We start from the raw sequence: 23,397 nt of genomic DNA on the forward strand, positions 1-23,397 counted from the left end.
TGACCTGTCCCCGAAAACCCCAGGGGCCGCAGTCGACAACAGGAGGTTCAGACATGGACGCCGAGCAGATCACCGAGGTCGAGGTCGAGACGGACGAGCTGGCCGAGGAGTTCGGTCTCACGGTCTCGGGCGTGGCCTACTACGCCCCGGCCGTCTGATCTCCGACATCAGGCGACCTGCCCTCCTGGCGACCAGGCGGGCTCGCGATGGCCGCAAAGGGCGAACTCCCTTTGCGGCCATCACGCTTCGTGGCGCGCACCCAGCGGATCACGACAGCTGATCAACGACAGCCGATCGACGACAGAGGACCACGACGGAGGAGCCGGCGGTGGAGAAGTTTCTGCGGACCAAGGGAAACGTCGGCGACCTGCCCCCGATGCAGGAGCCGCCGAGGGGAACCTTCGCACCGGAGCCGGCCCCTCGGTCACGCGAACTCCTTGCCTCGTACTTCGACCTGGAGAGCCCCGGCGGCCCGCTGCACGCCCAGTGCACCACCGACGTCGGCCGCCGCCTCGCACAGGACCTGCCCGTTCCCGTCTACCAGATCGCCTCGCTCGGACTGCTGAGGCAGGCGCTGAAGACCGAGGAGCCCGGCCGGCCCCATCCGGACGACCCCCGCGACCTGCCCGTATCCCTGAGGTCGGCCCGCTGGCAGCACCTGTGCGCCCTGACCGAGAACTGGTCCGGGCTGTCCACCGGCGACCGGTCCCGCCTGGTGACCGCGCTGGCCAAGCTCGGCTTCTGGAAGACCATCGAGGCCCTCGTTCCCGCCGACCCGGGCGGCCGCGATCTGGACGCCCTGCGGCTGGCCTACTTCCGGCACAACGCCGACGCACAGCTCGCCGGAGACGCCCGGAGCGCGGCCGCCGCGTTCGTGCGGGCCCGCGGCGTCATGGAGACCATCGCCCGCACCGACGCGTTCGACCCGGCCGTACGGTACGGGGCCGCCGCCCACATGATCGTGCTGTGCGCCAAGGGCGAGAAGCAGAAGGCACTGGCCGACATGCGGTACTGGCTGGCCGCCGCCGACGAGGTGGCCGACCGGGCCGGCGTGGAGATGGAGCCGCTGCACACCTCCATCTACTGGCGCGGAGTGGCCTTCATCCCGTTCTTCGAGGGCGACCACGCGGAGGTCGACCGGCAGCTGCGACTGGCGGAGAAATACGCCCTGGAGGCCGTGGCGCTCGCGGACGGCGACACCCGGCTCCTGGCGCTGGAGAACGTCCACCCGGTCCTCGAGACCTCAGGGCGTTCGGCCAAGGCCCGCGGGGACATCGAGGGCGCGGAGCGGTTCTACCGGCGGATGACCGAGTGGGACCCGCTCGATCCCAAGGCGCACGTACGGCTGGCCGACTTCCTGACGGGGGAGAACCGGGTCGCCGAGGCGCGCGAGGCGTACCGCACCGCCGCCGGGCTGGGTGCCCCGTACGCCTCCTACGCCCACTGCCAGGCCGCCCGCTGCTCCCTGCGGCTGGAGCAGCCGGACCAGGCCCACGGCGCCCTGGTGGCGTCGGCCTCCCTCGACCGGCAGGCGCTGTCCCCGCTGATCCTGCTGCGCGACATCTGCACCGACGGCGGGACCGCCCCGCTGCGCCAGTGGGCCGTGGACGAACTGGCCGTGCGGATGCGGGCGGCCCGATGAGTCCGAACCCGCTTCTGGAGCCTCCCGCCTCCCACGGGATGCAGCCGTTCGCCGACATCCGTCCGGGGCACTACCGGCCCGCGCTGGAGCAGGCCATCGCCGAGCGCGAGGCCCGGGTCGACGCCATCGCCGCCGACCCGGCGCCGCCGGACTTCGCCAACACCGTCGAGGCGCTCGAGTTCTCCGGCACCCGGGTGCAGTACATCCACGACGCGTTCACCCACCAGGTGACCGCGGGCGGCGAGGCGGCGCTGACCGACCTGGAACAGGACATCGCCGTCCTGCTCTCCCGCCATGAGGGGCGCATCGTCCGCAACCGGCGCCTGGTCGCCCGTATCGAAGCGGTGCACGCCGGGCGCGACCGGATCACCGATCCCCAGTCCCGGGCCCTCACCGTGCACTGGTGGCGCCGCATGCGGCGGGTGGGCGCGATGCTGCCCGCCGCTGCCGCCCGGGAACTCGGCGAGGTCAACCGCGAGCTCTCCCGGGAGTGCGCCGCCTACCGGCAGACCCTGATCGAGGACACCCACCGCCAGGCCCTGGCGGTACCCGGACCCGACGCCCTGCGCGGTCTGCCCGCCGACCGGCTCGCGGCCATGGCCGAGGAGGCCGCGCGCCGGGGCAGGGCGGAACCCTGGCACGTCCTGCCGCTCGCCTCGTCCACCAGCCAGCCGGCGCTCGTGCAGCTCCATGACCGGGACACTCGCAGAACACTCTTCGAACGCTCGCTCGGGAGAGGGGCGGACAACGAGGAACGGGCCGCCCGGATCGCCCGGTTACGCGCCCGCCAGGCCCGCATCCTGGGCTACCCGTCGTACGCCGCATGGGCGACCGAGGATCAGACGACGGGCACCCCGGAGGCCGTGGAGGCGATGTTCCGGCGGCTGGCGGAGCCGCTCCTGCACGCGGCACACACCGAACGCCGCGCCCTGCGGGCCAGGGCCGGTCACCGGATCCGGGCCTGGGACTGGACCCACCACGCGGCAGCGGGACCCGCGGCCGACGGAGGGCGGAGCGGCGCCGAAGGGCCCACCGCGGACGAGCTCCGCGCCCACTTCGAACTGGACGCCGTCATCACCCGCGGCCTCTTCCACAGCGCCCGCCTCCTGTACGGCCTCGAGTTCACCGAACGCCATGACCTCACCGCCCACCATCCCGAGGCCCGCGTCTTCCAGGTCACCGACGAACACGCCGCCACGGTGGGCCTCTTCCTGATCGACGCCTTCTCGCGGCCCGGCAAACGAGGCGGTGCGTGGACGGGGATCCTGCGTCCCCAGGCACACACCACCGCGACCCGGCCCGTCGTGGTGAACACCTTCAACCTCACCCCGCCCGGCACCGGGCGCCCCTGCCTCCTCGACACGCCCGAAGTCGTCACCCTCTTCCACGAGTTCGGACACGCCCTGCACGCCCTGCTCTCCGACGTCCGCTATCCGGCGCACTCGGCCCCCGGCGTCCCCCGTGACTTCTCCGAGGCTCCCGCCCAGGTCCACGAGACCTGGGCGTTCGACGAGCGACTCCTCGAGCACTACGCCCGGCACCACTTCACCGGAAAGCCCCTGCCCCCGGAGTGGATCAAACAGGTCAGCGAGCGCCACAGCACCGGCGGAGTGCACCTGCTGGTGGAGATCCTGGGCGCGGCCGCGGTGGACTGGTCCTGGCACACGCTGCCCGACGGACCCGACGACCAGGGCGGGAACGCGGAATGGGACGCCGCGCGGATCGAAGCGCGGGGCGCCGCTCGCTGGGGGCTGGACACAGTGCCCGAGATTCCGCCGCGTTACCGCTCCGGCTACTTCGACCACGTCTTCCACGGCCCCTACGGCGCGGGCTTCTACGCCTATCTCTGGTCCGAGATCATCGCCGCGAACCTGGTCGAGGCGCTGGAGCAGCGCGGCGGCCTGACCCGCGCGAGCGGCGAGGGGCTCCGCACGATGCTCTCCGCCGGCGGATCCCGGGCCGCGATGACCCTGTTCCACGAGCTCACCGGCCTGGACCAGCCGCGCATCGAGCCCTTCCTCCGCCGCCGCGGCCTGCCGGACATCGCCCCTTCGCCACTCTCTCCGAACAGGACCTCACCATGACCACCACCGACTTCCTCGGCGGCCATCTGGCCCTCGCCGGGGACGACGACCCCGTCCTGCCCGCCTACGTGGCCAAGCTCCGTGCCTCCGTCCCGCGGGTGACCAAGCGGCTGGGGCAGCTCGCGGGCGAGGGGACCGAAGCCGAACTGACCCTGTGGGGGCAGCGGTTCGCGGCGCTGGACGACGACTCCGCGCACCGGCTCCTGTCCCATCCGGTCTTCCCCTACCTGTGGCGGCAGTTGATGCTCGCGGCCCAGCGCAAGGACGCCGACTTCATCCGCGCCTGGTCCACGCACTTCGCGCGGTTCGTCGCCCTGCCCCACGCCACCGGCCCCGCCGCGGACCCTGAGGGCACCGAAGTGCGGACGGCCGCGCCCGTCACCGAGGTGCGGTTCCCCCAGGAGCGCCATCACCTGGTCTTCGACACCCCCGTGCACCGGCTGGTGATCCGCGAGGACGGCGACGGCACCGTCCGCGACGGCTCCGCCGCCGTGCCCGCCTCCTACATCCACGGTGCGGGCGATCCCCGGCTGGGCGACGCCCGGCGCGTGCGGCGACCGGTGATCGCCGGAACCGACATCGAGATCGACAACGCCGGCCCCTCGATCACCCGCCACTTCACGTCCATGAACTCCCATGAGCCGCAGCCCGGTTACCCCCGCTCCGACCTCGCCGTACGGGAGATCGGCGAGGACGACATCACCGACATCTCCCGGGCCTTCGCCCTCATCGAGGACGTGTGGCCCGAACTCGCCACCGAGATCCGCGCCTACACCCGGGTGGTTGTCCCCTACGCCTCCGAGTTCCACTCCTCGTTCACCGAGGCGATCCTGATGGGCGCGGTGTTCCTGTCGGAGGCGGCTCAGCCGTTCAGCGCCACCCACTACACCGCCGAGCACCTGTTGCACGAGAGTTCACACCTTCGGCTGATGCTGCTCCTGGAACTCGACCCGCTGGTGACCGTCGCGGAAGGCGCGACCTTCAACTCCCCGGTGCGCAAGGACCCGCGCCCCCTGTGGGGCATGCTCATGGCCGTCCACGCGTTCGCCCGCATCACCGCCTTCCACCGCCGCGCCCACGACCGCACCGGCCGGGAGATCCACCGCGAACTGACGCGGCAGAACGCGGATCTGCTCGCCAAGGGCCTGGACGAGATCGAGGGCGAGCCCACCGCGGAGTTCACCGAGGCCGGCAAGGTGCTGTGGGCGCAGATGCGCGCGGAGACGGAAGCGGCCCCGCGATGACCACGACGACCACCCAGGTGCGCCAGGCGGGCTTCGCGGACCTCATCGGGGACCGGACGGTTCGCGTCCTGGCACTCTGCTCGCTGATCAACTCCTGTGCCTTCTTCGGCATGATGCCCTTCCTGGCGCTCTACCTCGCCGACATCACCTCGCTGCCGCCGGCCGCGATCGGCGCCTTCACCGGCTCCATCGCCCTGGTCGGTGCGGTGGGGGCGCTGGCGGGCGGAGCCATCACCGACCGCGCCGGGGCCGGGAGTCTGCTGCGCGCCGGTCTCGTCCTCTACACGCTGCTGGCCGCGGCCCTCGCCACGGTCACCGCGCCGGCGCTGGTGCTGCCCCTGATCGTGTGCCTGGGCGGCGCGCTGATGCTGGTCGGGCCGTCCTTGAAGAAGCTGATGAGCCTCGCCGCGGGCGAGGGCGGCGAACTGGTCTTCCGCATACGGTTCATGACCGTGTCGGCCGGCGCCGCGCTCGGCCCGCTCGCGGGTGCCGCGGCCTACAGCGTCTCCCACCGGGCGCTCTTCGCCGTCTCCGCGGCGCTGTTCGCCTGCTGCGTGCTGCTGGTCCACGCGCGACGCGACTCCCTGCGGATGCTGGACGTCCGCGTACCGGCCGCCCGCCAGGGGCGCTGGACCTGGACGCACTCCCTGCGCGACGGGCGGTTCCGGCTCGTGCTGGTGTCGGCCGTCCTGATCACCCTGGTCTTCGCCCAGCTCGAATCGGTGATCCCCCTTTACCTCAAGGGAGAGTCCGGTGACCGTGCCCCGACGCTGTTCGCGGTGGTCTTCGCCGTGCACGCCGTCCTGGGCTTCGCCTACCAGTGGCCGGCCGCATGGCTCGCCCGGCGCACCACGCTCCCGGCACAGGCCGGGGTGGGCTGCACCGGCTTCGCCGTCGCCTTCCTCTGCTGGGGAACCTCCGACGGCCGACTGTGGGTCCTGCTGGCCGGGGTGCTCGCCTGGACCGTCGGGGAGGCGCTCCTGATGCCGATGGCCGACCTGGTCACCCACCGCCTCGCGCCCGACGCGGAGAAGGGGGCGTTCTTCGGTGCGCTGGAACTCCGCTACCTGGGCTTCTTCGCCGGGCCGATCCTCGGCGGCGCCCTGCTCGACAGCGGCGCCTGGCACTACTTCGGTGTGATGGCGGCACTGTCCTTCGCCGCCTGGCCGGTGCTCCGCGCCCGCTCCCTGGGCCTGGACGGCCGATGACCGTCGTCGGCCCGATCATCGACCCCGCATGTCCCGCGCCGACGGCGACCCGAACCTCAGCGAGGTCCCTGCACCACCGAGAAGCGTGCCCCCTCGGGATCCGCCACCGTCGCCACGCGGCCGTGGGAGCTCTCGTGGGCCGGTTTCAGGATGTGGCCGCCGAGCTCGGTGAGTTGGGACAGGGTCTCGTCGGTGTCGGCCACCTCGAAGTACGTCATCCAGTGCGGGCCCCGGTCACGGGGGAGGGAGTTGCCGACGCCGTGGATACCGGCAACCGGGTGGCCGGCGACCTGGAGGGTGACGTAGTCGAAGTCGGCGGAGACCACCGGCTCCTCGTCGTAGCCGAAGACCGTTTCGTAGAACTTGGTGACGCTCGCCGTCTCGAAGGTGAGCAGCTCGTGCCAGGCCGGTGTGCCGGGGACGCCCGAGATGCCCGTGCCGCGGTGCGCTCCCGCCTGCCAGATGCCGAAGACCGCGCCGGAGGGGTCGGATCCGATGGCCAGCCGGCCCGCGTCCTCCGCGTCCAGCGGGCCGACCCCGATCGTGCCGCCGCACAGCCGGACCGTCTCCGCGGTCAGGTCGACGTCGTCCGAGGCGAGGTAGGGCGTCCAGGCGACCGGGAGGTGGCGGTCGGGCGGAAGCTGGCCGATTCCGGCGACCTCCTCGCCGTCCAGCAGGGCCCGGACGTAGGGGCCGAGCTGCTTGGGACCGGGTTGGAATTCCCAGCCGAACAGTTCGCCGTAGAAGTCCTGGGTCGTGGTCAGTCCGTGCACCATCAGGCTCACCCAGCAGGGCGTGCCGGGGGTGTGCGTCTCGCCGGTCATCGTCACTCTCTCCTCGACCCCTCGCGGCGGCCATGTCGCCGCCGCTCTCCGGACCCCGTGCCGATGCTCGCACCACCCGTGGCACGGCGCGCTCCGGGCGCGCCGCCGCTCCGTGGCCCGTGTTCGCAGAATGCCCGGTGTGCGGTTTCCCGTCCGTTTCTACGCGCTTGCCCACGGGTGTCGATCGGCTGTACAGCATGTGCCCGATTCCGTACGCCTCGTGATCGGGCCTGCCCGGCGGAGCAGAGTAGCCGGACATGGGCGATGCGGCCACCCCGTGCGCGAGGATGGTGGCCATGAACGCCATCATCTCCGCATCCGAACTCGTGAGCGAACTAGCGGGCGAGAACCCGCCGGTACTGCTCGACGTCCGCTGGCAGTTGAGCGTGGCCAAGGCGGCCGGGGAACCCCCCTTCGACGGCCGGGCCGAGTACGCGGCCGGGCACATCCCGGGCGCCGTCTTCGTGGACCTGGACAGGGAACTTGCCTCCGCCGCCGGTCCGCGCGGCCGGCATCCCCTGCCCGATGTCGCGGAGTTCGGCGCGGTGATGCGCCGGGCGGGTGTATCGGCCTCCGCGCCGGTGGTCGTGTACGACGGGGGACAGGGCTGGGCGGCCGCCCGCGCGTGGTGGCTGCTGCGCTGGACGGGTCACCCGGACGTGCGGGTCCTCGACGGCGGGTTGCCGACGTGGAAGGGGTCCCTGCAGTCGTCGGTGCCCGGTCCCGCTCTCGCCGAGGGCGACTTCCGGCCGATGCCGGGACCCGCAGGGCTGCTCGACGCGGACGCGGCGGCGGCGCTGGCGCGGTCCGGGGTGCTGTTCGACGCGCGGGCGGGGGAGCGGTACCGGGGTGAGGTCGAGCCGATCGACCGGGTCGGCGGGCACATCCCGGGCGCCGTGTCCGCGCCGACGAACGAGAACGTGGGGCCGGACGGGCGTTTCCTGCCCGCGGAGGAGCTGGGCGCGCGCTTCAAGGCCCTCGGGGCGGGCGACGGCTCCGAGGTCGGGGTGTACTGCGGTTCGGGCGTCTCCGGGGCGCACGAGGTGCTGGCCCTGGCGGTCGCGGGGATTCCGGCGGCTCTGTACGTGGGGTCCTGGTCGGAGTGGTCGTCGGACCCGTCCCGGCCGGTCGCCGTGGGTCCGGACCCTCAGTGACCCGGCGCGGGGGCTGGGCGGGGGCGGCCCGGCGCTGACGGGCGGCGCCCTCCTCGTCACCAAGGCCCGCAGGCCGGGCGGCTGAAGACCTGGCCGTGCGAGGCCGCGCCGCCCGGCCGTACCCGCGTCGCACAAGCCGGAGGGCCCGCCGCCGACCGGCGCGGGCCCTCCTTCTCGTACGGCCGTCTTCACCGCCGTACGACCGGCTACTCCTGCTTCTTGCGGCGCGTGCCGAACACGATCTCGTCCCAGCTCGGGACCGCCGCGCGGCGGCCGGGGCGGACGCCGTCGGCCTCGGCCTGGCGGTCGGTCGAGCCGGTGAGGCGGTCGCGGTGGCTGCCGACCGAACGGGGCATGAGGACGTCCGCGTAGGCCGAACCGGCCGAGGCCGCCGGGGCCGGGGGTTCCTCCACCTCGGGTTCGGCGGGGGGCTCCTCCATGGGCGGGGCGGGCTCCGGGGGGCGCTCCGGGACCACCAGGTCGCCCCGGAAGCTCGGCACCGCCTCCAGCAGGCTGGTCAGCGAGTCCCGCTCGGCCGTGGCCTCCTCGACCGGATCGGTCGACGGCACGGGCAGGCTCGGCCCCCGTTCGAGGGCGCGGTCCAGCGGACGGTCGCGCGGCAGCCGCGCGATCCGCGGGACGAACGGAAAGCTGGGCTCCGGCACGGCGAGGTCGTCGGACTCGCCGATCAGCGAGCGTGCCTCCTCGTCGACGGCCTGGACGAGCCGCCGGGGCGGGTCGTACGTCCAGCTCGCCGAGTGCGGTTCGCCCGCGACCCGGTAGACCAGCAGGACTTCCCAGGTGCCGTCGTCGCGGCGCCACGAGTCCCACTGGACGGTGTCCTTCTCGACACCGCGCAGCAGCAGGCGCTCCTGAACGGCCTCGCCGAGCTGGGGGCCCGCGTTCTCGCCGGGGCGGCGGACGGGTGTCTTGCGTGCCCGCTCGGCCATGAACGCGCGCTCCGCGAGCACAGGGCCCTCGAAGCGGCGTACGCGGTCCACGGGGATGCCGGCCATCTGCGCGACCTCTTCGGCCGTCGCACCGGCGCGTATACGTGCCTGAATGTCACGGGGGCGGAGATGGCTCTCCACCTCGATCTCGATCTGGCCGAGGCGGGGACGGTCGCCGCGTACCGCGGCGCGCAGACGCTCGTCAATCGGAAGCGTGTACTCCGTGCTGTCCGCAGCCTTCAGCACCAGCCGTGTGCCGTCATTCGAGACGGCCACGACACGCAGTTCGGGCATGGGGACCTCCCGGGTGGTGCCTGCCGACGTCACGTGCGTCGCTGCTTCCGCTAGTCGAGTGTGGCCTGCCCGGGTGCAGCCTGCCACAACCTTGCCGAGTTGCCCGGCGTGTCGGGCACGGGCCCTGGAACGCCGTTATGGCACGGTTACCTATTCGCAACGCTAAGTGACCAACTCCGTCACCCTGTGCAACTAGCCCCCTCCTGGCGGTCCTTGGAGCCATGGACGCCCTGGCGGGAGACCGGATCCAGGGCTCGCAACAGTACTCCATTTGGACCACGTGCGTGGATTGGCGCGCCGCCCAACTTCTGGCAACAGACCGGACTTGGCGGCCTCTCGCGCGAATTCACGGATCTTGAACGTGGCGCACCTCACGCAATCGCCCGAAACGGAACTATCGGTTTCGTGCGTACGTCCTTTTCTCGTGCAGTTGGTTGGTCAAGTGCGGGAAAGGCGGGGGAGATCCGGGAATGTCTGCGAAGTCCGGTGACGGCAGGCCCACTTCGCCCGTCCCCGAGCCCCCGTCCGCCACGCCCGCCGAGCGCTACGGGCCCAACACCCGCCGCAAGTAGTCGTTCTGGAACCGGCGATCAGGGTCGAGTCGATCGCGCAGCGCGGTGAACTCGCCGAAGCGGGGATAGACCCCGGCGAAGTACTCGGCGTCGCGCGTGTGCACCTTGCCCCAGTGCGGCCGCCCCTCGTGCGCGGTGAAGATGCGCTCGGCGGCGGTGAAGTACGCCTGGTAGGGGGTGCCCTTGACCATGTGCACCGCGATGTAGGCGCTGTCGCGGCCCGACGCCGTGGACAGGGTGATGTCGTCGGCCGGCGCGGTGCGCACCTCGATCGGGAAGCTGACCTTGAGGCCGGAGCGCTCGACCATGGTCCTCAGCTCGCGCAGCGTCTCGGCGACGGCCTCGCGCGGGACGGCGTACTCCATCTCCACGAAACGCACCCGGCGCGGCGATGTGAAGACCTTGTACGGGATGTCCGTGTAGGTCCGCGAGGACAGGGCCTTGCTGGAGATCCGGGCGATCGTCGGGATCGTCCCGGGCGCCGCGCGGCCGACCCACTGGGCGACCTGGAAGACGCCGTTGGAGAGGAACTCGTCCTCGATCCAGCCCTGGATCTGCGGCACCGGCTTCTCCGGGCCCGCGCTGCGGTTGTTGCGCTTGGTGTTGGTGCTGCCGGTGTGCGGGAACCAGTAGAACTCGAAGTGCTCGTTCTCGGCCCACAGTTCGTCGAACTCGGCGAGCACCCTGTCGAAGGGCATCGGCTCCTCGCGGGCCGTCAGCAGGAAGACCGGCTCCACGGCGAAGGTGATCGCGGTGACGATGCCGAGCGCGCCGAGGCCTATCCGGGCGGCCGCGAAGACCTCGGGGTTCTCCTTCTCGGAACAGCTGAGCACCGAACCGTCGGCCGTGACCAGCTCCAGGCCCTTGATCTGGGCGGCGATCGAACCGGACTCACGGCCGGTGCCGTGCGTGCCGGTACTGGTGGCGCCGGAGACGGTCTGCTCCATGATGTCGCCCATGTTCGTGAGCGACAGGCCCTCGCGCGCGAGAGCGATGTTGAGCCTCTTGAGCGGGGTCCCGGCCTCCACGGTGACCGTCCCGGCCTCACGATCGATGTCGCGGATGCCGGTCAACAGTTGAGGGCGGATCAACACTCCGTCGGTGGCGGCGATCGAGGTGAAGGAGTGCCCGGTGCCGACGGCCTTCACCTTCAGGCCGTCCGCGGCCGCTTTCCGTACGGCGTCCGCGAGCTCCTCGACCGAGGCGGGAGTGACCTCCCGCGCGGGACGGGCGGCGACGTTTCCACCCCAGTTACGCCACGTGCCGTTCCTGCCGCTCGCTGTGCTGCTCAACGGTGCCTCCCCGACCCGGAGCCGGCCCCTTGAGCCGGCGGTACCCCAGAAAACCGACCATGACCGCGACGGCCCCGGACACCGCCGGAACCCCGTACCCGGCGCGCGCCCCGGCCGCGTCGATGACCCAGCCGGCCGCGGAGGAGCCGAGTGCGACGCCGACCGCGAGCCCGGTGCTGATCCAGGTCATGCCCTCGGTCAGCTGCGCGCGTGGTACGTGCTGCTCGATGAGGGACATCGTGGTGATCATCGTGGGAGCGATGGCCAGGCCCGCCAGGAACAGCGCCACGGCCAGAAACGGCAAGTTTCCGACCAGTAGGAGGGGGATCATACTCACGGCCATCGCGCATATGCCCAGCAGCCAGCGAGGTTCGGGCGCCCCCTTGAAGCGCAGCAGCCCGAAGACGAGGCCGGCCGCGCAGGAGCCCGCCGCGTACAGGGCGAGCACGATGCTGGCGGCACCCTTGTGGCCCTGCTCGTCGGCGAAGGCCACGGTGACCACGTCGACGGCACCGAAGATGGCACCGGTCGCCACGAAGGTGGCCACCAGGACCTGGAGCCCGGCGGAGCGCAGGGCGCTGCCGCCGTCGCCGTGCTTCGCGCGCGGGTGCGGCGCGGGCTCGGTGGCGCGCTGGGCGGTCAGCCAGAAGACGCCGACCGCCAGGAAACAGGCGGCGAGCAGCGGCCCCGCCTCCGGGAACCAGGCCGTGGACAGCCCGATCGAGATGATCGGCCCGAAGATGAAGCACACCTCGTCGATCACCGACTCGAACGAGTACGCGGTGTGCAGCTGCGGCGTCCCGCCGTACAGCGCGGCCCACCGCGCGCGGATCATCGCACCGATGCTCGGCACGCATCCGATGCCCGCGCTGAACACGTACAGCGTCCAGTCGGGCCACCGGTAGTGCGCGGCGAACAGCAGCCCGGCCGCCGAGACGAGTGCGATCAGCGTCGCCGGTCGCAGCACCCGCCGCTGCCCGTGCTGGTCCACCAGCCGCGAGACCTGGGGGCCCGCCACCGCCGCGGCCAGCGCCATGGTGGCCGACAGCGCGCCGGCGAGCCCGTACCGCCCGGTGAGCTGGGAGACCATGGTCACCACGCCGATGCCCATCATCGACAACGGCATCCGGCCGAGGAACCCCGCGGCGGAGAACCCCTTGCTGCCGGGGGCGGCGAACAGGGCGAGGTAGGGGCTCGGCACGAAGGCCTCCGGTCGGACGGGATCGGCTGTGGATGCCGACAGTCCAGTAAGGCGTGAAGGCGGCGGATACAGCTTACGAGTTAGGTGACCCTAATGCACCTGGCGGGCGGGATCCGGAACTCCGTCCGTCACCCCGCCGTTTTCCGGCTGTCAGTACCGGATGACAGGATCGCCCCATGCGAGACGCGCTCGATGCCACCCCCTACGACGCCCTGCTCCTGCTCTCGTTCGGCGGCCCGGAGGGCCCGGACGACGTCGTCCCGTTCCTGGAGAACGTGACGCGAGGGCGCGGCATCCCCAAGGAACGCCTGAAGGAAGTCGGACAGCACTACTTCCTGTTCGGCGGGGTCAGCCCCATCAACGACCAGAACCGCGCCCTGCTGGACGCCCTGCGCAAGGATTTCGCCGAGCACGGCCTGGGCCTGCCGATCTACTGGGGCAACCGCAACTGGGCCCCGTATCTGACGGACACCCTGCGCGAGATGGCCGCCGACGGCCACCGCCGCATCCTGGTCCTCGCCACGAGCGCGTACGCCTCGTACTCGGGCTGCCGTCAGTACCGGGAGAACCTCGCCGACTCGCTGGCGGTGCTGGAGGCCGAGGGCGTCGAGCTCCCGCGGATCGACAAGCTGCGGCACTACTTCAACCACGAGGGCTTCCTGGAGCCCATGATCGAGGGCGTCCTGCGGTCCCTCGCCGACCTCCCCGCGGACGTCCGGGACGGCGCGCACCTCGCCTTCTCGACCCACTCCGTCCCGAACGCGTCGGCGGACACCTCCGGCCCGGTCGAGGGCCACGGCGACGGCGGCGCGTACGTCGAGCAGCACCTGGAGGTCTCGCGGCTGATCGCCGAGGCGGTCCGTGAGCGCACCGGCGTGGACCACCCCTGGCAGCTCGTCTACCAGTCCCGCTCGGGCGCCCCGCACATCCCGTGGCTGGAGCCGGACATCTGCGACCACCTGGAGGAGCGCCACGCGTCCGGCGCCCCCGCGGTCGTGATCGCCCCCATCGGCTTCGTCTCCGACCACATGGAGGTCCTGTACGACCTCGACACGGAGGCCAAGGCCAAGGCGGAGGAGCTGGGGCTGCCGATGCGCCGCTCGGCCACGGTCGGCGCCGACCCGCGGTTCGCCGCCGCGATCCGCGACCTGGTCCTGGAGCGATCCGCGGTCGAGCGCGGCCAGGAGGTCACGCCCTGCGCCCTCGGCGCACTCGGCGCGAGCCACAACCTCTGCCCGGTCGGCTGCTGCCCGTCCCGTGCCCCCCACCCCGCCGCCGCGGGCGCCGACAGCCCCTACGCGTGAGGAACCCCGTGACCGCCCCTCTGCACACGGAACTGCTTCAGCTCGCCCAGGAGGCCGCCCGCAAGGCCGGCGCCCTCCTGAGGGACGGCCGCCCGGCCGATCTGGCGGTGGCCGCCACCAAGTCGAGCCCCATCGACGTGGTCACCGAGATGGACATCGCGGCGGAGAAACTGATCACGGACCTGATCGCCTCCCACCGCCCCGACGACGGCTTCCTCGGCGAGGAAGGCGCCTCCAGCGAGGGCACCAGCGGCATCCGCTGGGTGATCGACCCGCTCGACGGCACGGTCAACTACCTGTACGACCTGCCCACTTGGGCCGTCTCCATCGCGGCCGAGCAGGACGGCGAGACGGTCGTCGGAGTGGTGGCGGCCCCGATGCGCGGCGAGACGTACCACGCGGTGAAGGGCGAGGGCGCCTGGGCCACGGGCGCGTGGGACGGCGAACGCAGACTGGCCTGCCGCCCGGCACCGCCCCTGGACCAGGCCCTGGTCTCGACGGGCTTCAACTACGTCCTGGAGGTCCGGGCCCATCAGGCCGAGGTCGCGCAGAAGCTGATCCCGCTGCTCCGGGACATCCGCCGCAGCGGGTCGGCGGCGGTGGACCTGTGCGACGTGGCCGCGGGTCGCCTCGACGGCTACTACGAACGCGGCCTGAACGCCTGGGACCTCGCGGCGGGCGACCTGATCGCCCGGGAGGCGGGCGCCCTGACCGGTGGACGCCCCGGAGAACGCCCCGCACGGGATCTGGCGATCGCCGGCACCCCGGGAGTCTTCGAGCCCCTCCAGCGGCTTCTGGAGGACTTCGGCGCCTGGCACGACTGACGGGCACCGACCCAACGCAAGCCAGTGGGCCCCGGTGCTGGATTCACCGGGGCCCACGGTCGTGCTCAAAGCCGATCAGACGCTAGGCGCTGACCTCCACACCATGCTCGGCGGCGAGGCGGCGCAGGTCTTCGAGCTCGCCCTGCTCCACCTCGACGAGGAAGTCGTCGCCCTCGTTGCGAGCCCGCGTCAGGTCGGTCTCGGTCGCCCTTATGCGCTGCAGAAGTCCTGCGGTGAATGCGTCCATGCTGCGCCCCCTCGTCCTGGGTCGTGGGTCGGTGGCACGGGGGTGTGCCGTTCGGAAGGGGCGATCACGCCTCCAGCAGATCCCCAGCGCTGCCCTGCTGGGCGGCGGCGGCGCCGGACATCCACGCCCGCTCTGCGGAAAGCGGATTGCGGTGTACCGCATGGTGCGGCGGCACATGCAGAGCGTGATCGCGGGGTGTAAAGCCGTCCTCCCCGCGCTCTCTTCCACGGAAACCTCAACCCGGCGAGAAAATCTGGCATTCCCCGGCTTCACACCTGACCTTCACCCGGGCCCACACCTGGCCTTCAGACGGCCCTTCCCCGCCTTACAGCCGACTTATGGCCGAAAAGGGCAGGATGGAGGTCAACACCCTCACCAAGGCCCCTGCCCGCGTGCGCCAGAAGCGCTACGCGGGTGGACACAGGAAGGACAAGCGACGTGCGCGTACTCGTCGTCGAGGACGAGCAACTGCTCGCCGATGCGGTGGCCACCGGACTGCGCCGGGAGGCCATGGCCGTCGACGTCGTGTACGACGGTGCGGCCGCCCTGGAGCGCATCGGCGTCAACGACTACGACGTGGTCGTCCTCGACCGTGACCTCCCGCTGGTGCACGGCGACGACGTCTGCCGCAAGATCGTCGAGCTCGGCATGCCCACGCGCGTGCTCATGCTCACGGCGTCCGGCGACGTCAGCGACCGTGTCGAGGGCCTGGAGATCGGCGCCGACGACTACCTGCCCAAGCCCTTCGCGTTCAGCGAGCTGACGGCACGCGTGCGTGCCCTCGGCCGCCGCACCAGCATGCCGCTGCCGCCCGTCCTGGAGCGCGCCGGCATCAAGCTCGACCCGAACCGCCGCGAGGTCTTCCGGGACGGCAAGGAGGTGCAGCTCGCGCCCAAGGAGTTCGCCGTCCTGGAGGTGCTGATGCGCTCCGAGGGCGCGGTCGTCTCCGCGGAGCAGCTCCTGGAGAAGGCCTGGGACGAGAACACCGACCCGTTCACCAACGTCGTCCGGGTCACCGTCATGACCCTGCGCCGCAAGCTGGGCGAGCCGCCCGTCATCGTCACCGTGCCCGGCTCCGGCTACCGGATCTGATCCGCCGTGGCCGCCGCACCCGCGCCTCCCGGGGCGCCTCCGAAACCCACCTGGGACCCGCGGAGGGTCGAACCGCCGTTCCCCTGGCTGCGCCCGACCATCCGCATACGGCTCACGCTGCTGTACGGCGGCATGTTCCTGATCGCCGGCATCCTGCTGCTGTCGATCATCTACCTGCTGGCCGCGAACGCGCTCAACGTCGGCAGCGATCTGCCCTTCAAGGTCGTCACCGGCACGGTGTCCAGCGAGAACTGCGGCATCGTGTCCACCCAGCTGCCGGCGGCCGAGCTCAACCACGCGCTCAACGAGTGTGTGAACGAGCAGCGTCAGCACGCCCTCGACAACCTTCTCAGCCGCTCTCTCCTCGCCCTTCTCGGTCTCGCGATCATCGCCTTCGCGTTCGGTTACGCCATGGCGGGCCGCGTCCTGTCGCCCCTGGGCCGGATCACCCGGACCGCACGCGCGGTGGCCGGCTCGGACCTGGCCCGGCGGATCGAGCTGGACGGCCCGGACGACGAGCTGAAGGAGCTGGCCGACACCTTCGACGACATGCTGGAGCGCCTGGAGCGGGCCTTCACGGCCCAGCAGAGGTTCGTCGGCAACGCCTCGCACGAGCTGAGGACGCCCCTCGCGATCAACCGCACGCTGCTCGAGGTGCATCTTTCCGACCCGGGCGCGCCGATGGAGCTCCAGCAGCTCGGCAAGACGCTGCTGGCCACCAACGAGCGCAGTGAGCAGCTCGTGGAGGGCCTGCTGCTGCTCGCCCGCAGCGACAACCAGATCATCGAACGCAAGCCCGTGGACCTCGCCGAGGTCGCCGAGCAGGCCGTCGACCAGGTGCACGCGGAGGCCGAGGGCAAGGGCGTCGTGATCCGCGGCGAGCGCGAGTCCGCGGTCGTCCAGGGCAACGGCGTGCTGCTGGAGCGGATCGCGCTGAACCTCGTTCAGAACGCCGTGCGGTACAACGTGCAGAAGGACGGCTGGGTCGAGGTCACCACCGAGGTCCTGCACGGCCAGGCGGTTCTGGTCGTGTCGAACACGGGCCCGGTCGTTCCGGCGTACGAGATCGACAACCTCTTCGAGCCGTTCAAGCGGCTCCGGGGTGCAGATCGCACCGGCAGCGACAAGGGTGTCGGTCTCGGACTGTCCATCGTCCGCTCGGTTGCCCGGGCGCACGGCGGGCACATCTACGCACAGCCGCGCGAGGGGGGAGGCCTCGTGATGCGGGTCACCCTGCCGATCTGAGATCATGTCGCCGACACACGGGGATGTTCGCTTTGCGCGGAATTTTCTGGGCACTCGTCGAGCCGTCCCGTGTGTGATCGATCACAAGGGCGAATTTCCGGCCATCTACTGTCGGTGATCAGGAATGCTGTCGGAAAGCCGGGAAAGTCCGGGTTTTCGGGGGGCTTGATCACGGGAAGTACACGGTGAGACGCCTTTGAAGTGCGGCATTCGGACCGTGTACGGTCCCCATCGCCATCCCAGCCGATCACTCAAGAGGAGTCCGGTTGGGTGTCGATTGAGTAACAGACCTTGATGTGAGGCAAAATCTCCGCCTCGGGTCGGGCACAAGTCCGGCCTCTCACGCGTTACGTGCGCTGGAGACACCGCAGACACCCAGAGGGGGAGAGCGACATGGCAACGGATTACGACACCCCACGCAAGACCGACGACGACGTCGACTCGGACAGCCTTGAAGAACTGAAGGCTCGCCGGAACGACAAGTCGACCTCCGCAGTGGACGTCGACGAGTTCGAAGCCGCCGAAGGCCTCGAACTGCCCGGCGCGGACCTCTCGAACGAAGAGCTGGCCGTCCGGGTACTGCCCAAGCAGCAGGACGAGTTCACTTGCATGAGCTGCTTCCTGGTGCACCACCGCAGCCAGCTGGCCCGAGAGAAGAACGGTCAGCCGATCTGCCGCGACTGCGACTGAGGGCGGGTCGGCCGTGACTGGCTCGACCCCTCCTTGGAAGCGCCGCTCCCCCCTGCCGGGAGCGGACCAAGGGCCGTCCGACGGCCCTCACGGTGCGCGTGACGAAGAGCGAGGCTCATCAGGCACGGGAGCCTCGCTCGAACCCGCGGTCGGCCGGGGTGACTTCCCGGCGCCCGCGGACCATCCCGCGCCCGTCGCCAGGCGACGGGTCGCGGTGATGCGCGACAAGGTCGGGGAAGGCGTCCGCAGAGGCGGCAGCCGCGCCAGGGCGGGCTTGGCGTACCTCGCCGACCGGATCATCGACAACGCCCCGCGGATCCCCGTACGCGACCTCCAGACGCTCCGCAGGCAGTTCCCCGGGCTCGGGCCCGAGCAACTCGCCGACAAGCTCGTGGCGGGCGCGGCGAACGCCTCCTCGACCGTCGGAGCCGGGGTCGGAGCGGCGGCGATGCTGCCTGTCCCGCCGGCCATGCCGACGGAGCTGGCCGCGGAGATCACCGGGGTCGCGGCGATCGAGCTGAAGCTGATCGCCGAGCTCCACGAGGTCTACGGCGTGCGGCCGCCGGGCGGGCTCAAGGTCCGCAGCACCGCGTATCTGAACTCCTGGTCGGGGGAGCGCGGCATCGACGTGACCAAGCCGTCGACGATCAACTCCGCTCTCAGCGGCCAGATGAAGCAGCAGCTGCGGCAGCAGATCATGAAGCGCACGGTCCGGAACCTGCCGAACCTGATGCCGTTCATGGTCGGCGCGGCCGTGGGCGCGGTCATGAACCGCAGAGACACCAGGAAGCTCGCGGCGCGCATCCGCGCGGACCTGCGCAAGATCCAGGTGCCCTGGGACACGCTCGACGCGCTCCCGCCGCTGGAGGCGCCGGCGCACCCCCTGGAGATCGGGGACATCACGAAGGAGCTCGGGCGGGGACACGGCGAGGACCGCGGGACCCGGTAAGAGTTCCGTGAGATTACGGGCCCGTCGGAAAGCGGGGGCGGCGCGGAGTGAAGCCTCGCGCGAACGTTCTAGGTGGCGTCCCGCGCCTGTTTGATCGCCTCAGCCAGCCGCTCCGGCTCCCGCGTCGACAGATACAGGTACGGCGTCGGGTCCTCGGGGTCCGTGACCTCCACGCGCAGCGCCGTCGGGATATAGGCGCGCAGCAGCAGGAAGGCGCGGGTGTCGGCCTTGTACGTGCGCCAGGCGCGCGCCTCCTCCGCGTCCAGTACCTCCGCCGCACCCAGCGCCGTGACCGGGATCTTCGCCTCGCCGGCGATCAGCGAGCCGCCCACCACGCGGATGCGGAGCGAGCCGTACGAGCTGGCGGCGACGGCCGCGACCGCGGTGCCGCCGACCAGGCCGCCGAGCAGCGGCAGCGTGCCGAACGGCAGCAGGATCAGAGCGAAGGAGACCCCCACCAGGAACGAGATGAGCCACCACGAGCGGGGGGCGGTGAGGCGTTCTTCGTAGGGGGCGGCGGAAAGCTGCATGAAGCCAAGCTTGGCACGGTGTGAGAGGAAGGCCGACGCGCGGGTAAGGTCTGCGGCTGTGAGTGGTAGTTCCGCAGCTCTTCAGCCTCCCGCCGACGCCGTGCAGCCGGTGCGTCACCCCGACGCGCCCGCACCCGGCGAGCTCCTCGGCGCGCACTACGGCCAGTGCTTCGGCTGCGGCGGCGAGCAGGCCCACGGACTGCACCTGGAGGCCCGGGCCGGCGAAGGAGTCTCGGTCACCGCCGAGTTCACCGTGCGGTCCGCCCACCAGGGTGCACCGGGCCTCGCCCACGGCGGCGTGCTCGCGACCGCCCTCGACGAGACCCTCGGCTCGCTGAACTGGCTGCTGCGGACGATCGCGGTGACCGGACGTCTGGAGACCGACTTCGCGCGGCCCGTCCCGGTGGGCACCGTGCTGTATCTGGAGGCCGAGGTGACGGCCGTCGCGGGACGGAAGATCTACTCGACCGCCACCGGACGGATCGGCGGCCCCGACGGGCCCGTCGCCGTTCGCGCCGAGGCGCTCTTCATCGAGGTGAAGGTCGACCACTTCATCGACAACGGCCGCCCGGAGGAGATCTGGGCCGCCATGGACGACCCGGACCAGGTCCGGCGTGCCCGTGCCTTCGAGGTGAACCCGTGAGCCGTGAACCCCTGAGCGTGCTGATCCGGCGCGTCGACCCCGACGTACCGCTTCCGTCGTACGCGCACCCCGGTGACGCGGGGGCCGATCTGCGCACCACCGAGAGCTGTGAACTGAAGCCGGGCGAGCGGGCCGTGCTGCCCACCGGGGTGTCTGTGGCGCTCCCGGAGGGGTACGCGGCCTTCGTGCACCCCCGATCCGGCCTCGCCGCCCGCTGCGGTGTCGCTCTCGTGAATGCCCCAGGGACGGTTGATGCCGGGTACCGTGGGGAGATCAAGGTGATCGTGGTGAATCTCGACCCGCGCGAGGTGGTGCGGTTCGAGCGCTTCGACCGGATCGCCCAACTGGTCGTCCAGCAGGTCGAACGGGTCCGCTTCCAGGAGGTCGCGGAACTTCCCGACTCGGCGCGGGCCGACGGGGGCTTCGGGTCCACCGGAGGCCATGCCGCGGTGGCCGGGGCGAGCAGCACAAGCGGTCAGGCCGCCGACGGCGGCACAACGGGTGGGAATCGATACGCTTCGGTCGTATCCGACCGGGAAGGACAGTGACGTGTTCGGACGTCGCAACAAGAAGGGTGCCGCCGAGGACGCGGCCGGCGAGGCCGAGCAGGTCGTCGACAGTGTCGACACTGAGGCGGACGACGAGGACGGCGCGCGTGAGCGTGTGAGGCTCGAGCCCGAGCCGCGGCCCGACGGGCCCTGGGACGACACCGAGGTGCGCGAGCCCGGCGAGGGCCGCGTGGACCTGGGCGGTCTCTTCGTGCCCGGCGTCGACGGCATGGAGCTGCGGGTCGAGGTCGCGGGTGACGCGATCGTCGCGGCGACCGTCGTGCTGCGCGACAGCGCCGTCCAGCTGCAGGCCTTCGCCGCTCCCAAGCGCGAGGGCATCTGGGGCGAGGTGCGCGAGGAGATCGCCACCGGCATCACCCAGCAGGGCGGCATCGTCGACGAGGTCGAGGGCCCGCTGGGCTGGGAGCTGCGGGCCCAGGTGCCGGTGCAGCTGCCGGACGGCACGGGCGGTTTCCAGGTCGTGCGGTTCGTCGGTGTGGACGGTCCGCGCTGGTTCCTGCGCGGTGTGATCTCGGGCCAGGGCGCGGTGCAGCCGCAGGCCGCGGGTCTTCTCGAGCAGATCTTCCGGGACACGGTCGTGGTCCGCGGCGAGGGCCCGATGGCCCCTCGCGACCCGATCGTCCTCAAGCTGCCGAACGACGCCCAGATGGTCCCCGAGGGCGTCCAGCAGCAGGAGCAGGAGGGCTCCCGCTTCTCCGGCGGCATGGGCCAGCTCCAGCGCGGCCCGGAGATCACCGAGGTCCGCTGAGCGTCGTAGAACCACGAGGGCCGCACCCCACCGGGGGTGCGGCCCTTTCTCGTGCGTGGGCCCTTGACGGCGCATTGGTCTGTACCTACCGTCTCCGGCCAACGCGTCTGTTCATAAAGGCGCTTCGCGTTCATATACGAGAACGGAAGGCCCCCCACGTATGCGCAGAACCGCTCTCCTCGCCGCCGTCGCCGCGCTCGTCGCCGGTGCCCTGGCCTGGCCCGCCGACGCCGCTCCCGCCACCTTCGCCCACCCCGGAGTCACCGTCTCCAAGGGTCAGTTGGACTTCGCCCGATCCAAGGTCAACGCCGGCGCCCAGCCCTGGAAGGGCGCCTACGACCAGATGATGGCGAGCAGGTACGCCGATCTGAACCGCACGCCCAAGCCCCGCGCGGTCGTCGAGTGCGGTTCGTACTCGAACCCCAACTACGGCTGCACCGACGAGCGCGAGGACGCCATCGCCGCGTACACGCAGGCGCTCGCCTGGTACATCACCCGTGACGAGCGCTACGCGAAGAAGTCGATCCAGCTGATGGACGCCTGGTCGGCGGTGATCACGGACCACACCAACAGCAACGCGCCCCTCCAGACCGGCTGGGCCGGCTCCTCCTGGCCGAAGGCGGCCGAGATCATCAAGCACACGTACACGGGCGGCTGGGCCAACTCCGGGCGCTTCGCGACCATGCTCCGGAACGTCTACCTCCCGGAGATCATCAACGGCTCCAACTCCAACGGCAATTGGGAGCTGTCGATGATGGAGGCCGCCGTCGGCATCTCCGTCTTCCTGGAGGACAAGGCGTCGTACGACAAGGCCATGGCGAAGTTCCGCACCCGTACCGCCGCCTACGTCTATCTCGCCTCCGACGGCGATCTGCCGAAGACCGTGCCGAGCCAGAACCTCGACACCCGGGACAAGGTCGTCAGGTACTGGCAGGGGCAGTCCACCTTCGTCACCGGCCTCACCCAGGAGACCTGCCGCGACCTCACGCACACCGGGTACGGCATCTCCGCGATCTCGCACATCGCCGAGACCAGCCGCATCCAGGGGCAGGACCTGTACGGCACCGACGTGGGCGAGCGGCTGCGGCAGGCGCTCGGGTTCCAGGCCAAGTACGAGCTGGGCGCGGCCGTGCCCAGCTCGCTGTGCGGCGGGTCGCTGCATCTGGGCCTCGGGCCGGTCACCGAGGTCGGCTACAACGCCCTGCACAACAGGCTTGGCATGGGCATGACTAACACGCAGACGCTGACCGAACGGAACCGCCCGGCCGGCAGCAACAACCTGTTCGTGGCATGGGAGACCCTCACCCACGGGGACAACCTGAGCTGAAACCGTTGATCGGCCGGGCGTCGGGTGGGGATACTGGCGCCCGGTCGAAGGCGTCACGGGGGAGCGGCAGATGAGCCAGGTGGTCACCGAGACCATGGTGCGGGTCGAGAACGTCCACAAGTCCTTCGGGCGCGGAGCCGGCGTCGTCCACGCCCTGCGCGGGGTCTCCCTGGAGGTGCCGCGCGGTGAACTCGTCGCCCTGAAGGGACGGTCGGGGTCCGGGAAGACCACGCTCCTCAACATCGTCGGCGGACTCGACACCCCGGACGAGGGGCGCGTCGAGGTCGACGGCCGCGACCTCGCCGGGCTCGACGAGGACGGGCTGCTCGCCCTGCGCCGCGACAGCATCGGCTTCGTCTTCCAGTCCTTCGGACTCATCCCGATCCTCACCGCCGCCGAGAACGTCGGCGTCCCGATGCGGCTGCGCCGGGCCGAGGCACGCGCGCGTGAGGAGCGTGTCGAGCTGCTGCTGTCCCTGGTGGGCCTCGCCGACCACGCGGCACAGCGGCCCACCGAGCTCTCCGGCGGCCAGCAACAGCGCGTCGCCATCGCCCGCGCCCTCGCCAACAGCCCCTCGCTCCTGATCGCCGACGAGCCGACCGGCCAGCTCGACGCGGAGACCGGGCACGCCGTGATGGAGCTGCTGCGGGCCGTCGTACGCAGCGAGAACGTCACCGCGCTGGTCGCCACGCACGACGCGACCCTGCTGGATCTCGCCGACCGGGTGCTGGAGCTGGGCGACGGGGAGATCGTCGAGGTCTAGA

At 71.3% G+C, this 23,397-nt stretch carries 22 protein-coding genes; 16 read left to right on the forward strand and 6 right to left on the reverse strand.

All coding sequences use genetic code 11. The features are described 5' to 3' along the window. Positions 1-328 precede the first annotated feature (328 nt). The 4 genes from ACIOHP_RS40255 to ACIOHP_RS40270 are packed head-to-tail and all read left to right on the forward strand — an operon-like array spanning position 329 to position 6,178. Complete coding sequence (locus tag ACIOHP_RS40255; protein WP_401895240.1) at positions 329-1,642, forward strand: tetratricopeptide repeat protein; 1,314 nt, start codon at positions 329-331, stop codon at positions 1,640-1,642. After that, positions 1,639-3,726 (forward strand): M3 family metallopeptidase, encoded by a 2,088-nt coding sequence (locus tag ACIOHP_RS40260; RefSeq protein ID WP_401895242.1) that lies wholly within the window; start codon positions 1,639-1,641, stop codon positions 3,724-3,726. Before ACIOHP_RS40255 ends, ACIOHP_RS40260 begins: the two co-directional genes overlap by 4 nt. Beyond that, positions 3,723-4,970, forward strand: coding sequence for an aKG-HExxH-type peptide beta-hydroxylase (locus tag ACIOHP_RS40265; RefSeq protein WP_401895244.1), 1,248 nt, complete (start codon positions 3,723-3,725; stop codon positions 4,968-4,970). Before ACIOHP_RS40260 ends, ACIOHP_RS40265 begins: the two co-directional genes overlap by 4 nt. Continuing rightward, positions 4,928-6,178, forward strand: a complete 1,251-nt coding sequence (locus ACIOHP_RS40270) for an MFS transporter (protein WP_401895246.1) — start codon at positions 4,928-4,930, stop codon at positions 6,176-6,178. The genes ACIOHP_RS40265 and ACIOHP_RS40270 overlap by 43 nt, the downstream gene beginning before the upstream one ends. 56 nt (positions 6,179-6,234) lie before the next feature. Here the strand turns inward: ACIOHP_RS40270 and ACIOHP_RS40275 are convergent, their stop codons facing one another. Next, the gene (locus ACIOHP_RS40275) at positions 6,235-7,002 is read right to left on the reverse strand and encodes a VOC family protein (RefSeq protein WP_401895247.1); all 768 of its coding nucleotides are present in this window, start codon (positions 7,000-7,002) and stop codon (positions 6,235-6,237) included. Positions 7,003-7,298: 296 nt separating this feature from the next. Here ACIOHP_RS40275 and ACIOHP_RS40280 point away from each other — a divergent pair, with 296 nt between their 5' ends. Continuing rightward, the gene (locus tag ACIOHP_RS40280; RefSeq protein ID WP_401895249.1) at positions 7,299-8,156 is read left to right on the forward strand and encodes a sulfurtransferase; all 858 of its coding nucleotides are present in this window, start codon (positions 7,299-7,301) and stop codon (positions 8,154-8,156) included. Between the two features lie 206 nt (positions 8,157-8,362). On the opposite strand, the gene sepH is transcribed toward ACIOHP_RS40280, so the two are convergent. From sepH to ACIOHP_RS40295, 3 genes are all read right to left on the reverse strand, one after another. Then, positions 8,363-9,400, reverse strand: a complete 1,038-nt coding sequence (sepH, locus tag ACIOHP_RS40285; RefSeq protein WP_307024931.1) for a septation protein SepH — start codon at positions 9,398-9,400, stop codon at positions 8,363-8,365. 544 nt (positions 9,401-9,944) lie between these two features. Beyond that, entirely contained in the window at positions 9,945-11,264 is a 1,320-nt protein-coding gene (locus tag ACIOHP_RS40290) for a D-arabinono-1,4-lactone oxidase (protein WP_361549206.1), read from the reverse strand. Continuing rightward, complete coding sequence (locus ACIOHP_RS40295; RefSeq protein ID WP_401895252.1) at positions 11,224-12,465, reverse strand: MFS transporter; 1,242 nt, start codon at positions 12,463-12,465, stop codon at positions 11,224-11,226. Before ACIOHP_RS40295 ends, ACIOHP_RS40290 begins: the two co-directional genes overlap by 41 nt. Before the next feature lie 176 nt (positions 12,466-12,641). On the opposite strand from ACIOHP_RS40295, the gene ACIOHP_RS40300 reads away from it, so the two are divergent. Together ACIOHP_RS40300 and ACIOHP_RS40305 are read left to right on the forward strand one after the other, a co-directional pair. Next, positions 12,642-13,769, forward strand: a complete 1,128-nt coding sequence (locus ACIOHP_RS40300; RefSeq protein WP_401895255.1) for a ferrochelatase — start codon at positions 12,642-12,644, stop codon at positions 13,767-13,769. An 8-nt stretch (positions 13,770-13,777) separates the two neighbouring features. Then, complete coding sequence (locus ACIOHP_RS40305; RefSeq protein ID WP_361549200.1) at positions 13,778-14,593, forward strand: inositol monophosphatase family protein; 816 nt, start codon at positions 13,778-13,780, stop codon at positions 14,591-14,593. Positions 14,594-14,675: 82 nt separating this feature from the next. Here the strand turns inward: ACIOHP_RS40305 and ACIOHP_RS40310 are convergent, their stop codons facing one another. After that, a complete protein-coding gene (locus ACIOHP_RS40310; protein WP_199924513.1) occupies positions 14,676-14,840 on the reverse strand; it encodes a hypothetical protein in 165 nt (54 codons plus the stop codon). Positions 14,841-15,278: 438 nt separating this feature from the next. Here ACIOHP_RS40310 and ACIOHP_RS40315 point away from each other — a divergent pair, with 438 nt between their 5' ends. The 4 genes from ACIOHP_RS40315 to ACIOHP_RS40330 all read left to right on the forward strand — a co-directional run bounded on the left by ACIOHP_RS40315 (position 15,279) and on the right by ACIOHP_RS40330 (position 18,816). Then, a complete protein-coding gene (locus ACIOHP_RS40315) occupies positions 15,279-15,932 on the forward strand; it encodes a response regulator transcription factor (protein ID WP_046257092.1) in 654 nt (217 codons plus the stop codon). 6 nt (positions 15,933-15,938) lie between these two features. After that, positions 15,939-17,177 (forward strand): HAMP domain-containing sensor histidine kinase, encoded by a 1,239-nt coding sequence (locus ACIOHP_RS40320; protein ID WP_361549195.1) that lies wholly within the window; start codon positions 15,939-15,941, stop codon positions 17,175-17,177. 393 nt (positions 17,178-17,570) lie between these two features. Beyond that, the gene (locus ACIOHP_RS40325) at positions 17,571-17,867 is read left to right on the forward strand and encodes a DUF4193 domain-containing protein (protein WP_005481602.1); all 297 of its coding nucleotides are present in this window, start codon (positions 17,571-17,573) and stop codon (positions 17,865-17,867) included. Between the two features lie 13 nt (positions 17,868-17,880). Next, positions 17,881-18,816 (forward strand): hypothetical protein, encoded by a 936-nt coding sequence (locus ACIOHP_RS40330; RefSeq protein WP_401895259.1) that lies wholly within the window; start codon positions 17,881-17,883, stop codon positions 18,814-18,816. Between the two features lie 68 nt (positions 18,817-18,884). Here the strand turns inward: ACIOHP_RS40330 and ACIOHP_RS40335 are convergent, their stop codons facing one another. Further along, positions 18,885-19,346, reverse strand: coding sequence for a DUF3093 domain-containing protein (locus tag ACIOHP_RS40335; RefSeq protein ID WP_401895261.1), 462 nt, complete (start codon positions 19,344-19,346; stop codon positions 18,885-18,887). 58 nt (positions 19,347-19,404) lie between these two features. Between ACIOHP_RS40335 and ACIOHP_RS40340 the strand changes: the two genes are divergently transcribed. The 5 genes from ACIOHP_RS40340 to ACIOHP_RS40360 all read left to right on the forward strand — a co-directional run bounded on the left by ACIOHP_RS40340 (position 19,405) and on the right by ACIOHP_RS40360 (position 23,396). Further along, the gene (locus tag ACIOHP_RS40340; RefSeq protein ID WP_401895263.1) at positions 19,405-19,989 is read left to right on the forward strand and encodes a PaaI family thioesterase; all 585 of its coding nucleotides are present in this window, start codon (positions 19,405-19,407) and stop codon (positions 19,987-19,989) included. Then, complete coding sequence (dut, locus tag ACIOHP_RS40345; RefSeq protein ID WP_361549189.1) at positions 19,986-20,537, forward strand: dUTP diphosphatase; 552 nt, start codon at positions 19,986-19,988, stop codon at positions 20,535-20,537. The genes ACIOHP_RS40340 and dut overlap by 4 nt, the downstream gene beginning before the upstream one ends. Position 20,538: 1 nt before the next feature. Beyond that, positions 20,539-21,306, forward strand: a complete 768-nt coding sequence (locus tag ACIOHP_RS40350; protein ID WP_046257097.1) for a DUF3710 domain-containing protein — start codon at positions 20,539-20,541, stop codon at positions 21,304-21,306. A gap of 160 nt (positions 21,307-21,466) precedes the next feature. Further along, entirely contained in the window at positions 21,467-22,633 is a 1,167-nt protein-coding gene (locus ACIOHP_RS40355; RefSeq protein ID WP_401895266.1) for an alginate lyase family protein, read from the forward strand. A gap of 70 nt (positions 22,634-22,703) precedes the next feature. Continuing rightward, positions 22,704-23,396, forward strand: a complete 693-nt coding sequence (locus ACIOHP_RS40360; RefSeq protein WP_046257099.1) for an ABC transporter ATP-binding protein — start codon at positions 22,704-22,706, stop codon at positions 23,394-23,396. Position 23,397: the final 1 nt, after the last annotated feature.

The organism is Streptomyces sp. NPDC087859 (genome assembly GCF_044742595.1).
Classification (GTDB): domain Bacteria; phylum Actinomycetota; class Actinomycetes; order Streptomycetales; family Streptomycetaceae; genus Streptomyces; species Streptomyces canus_F.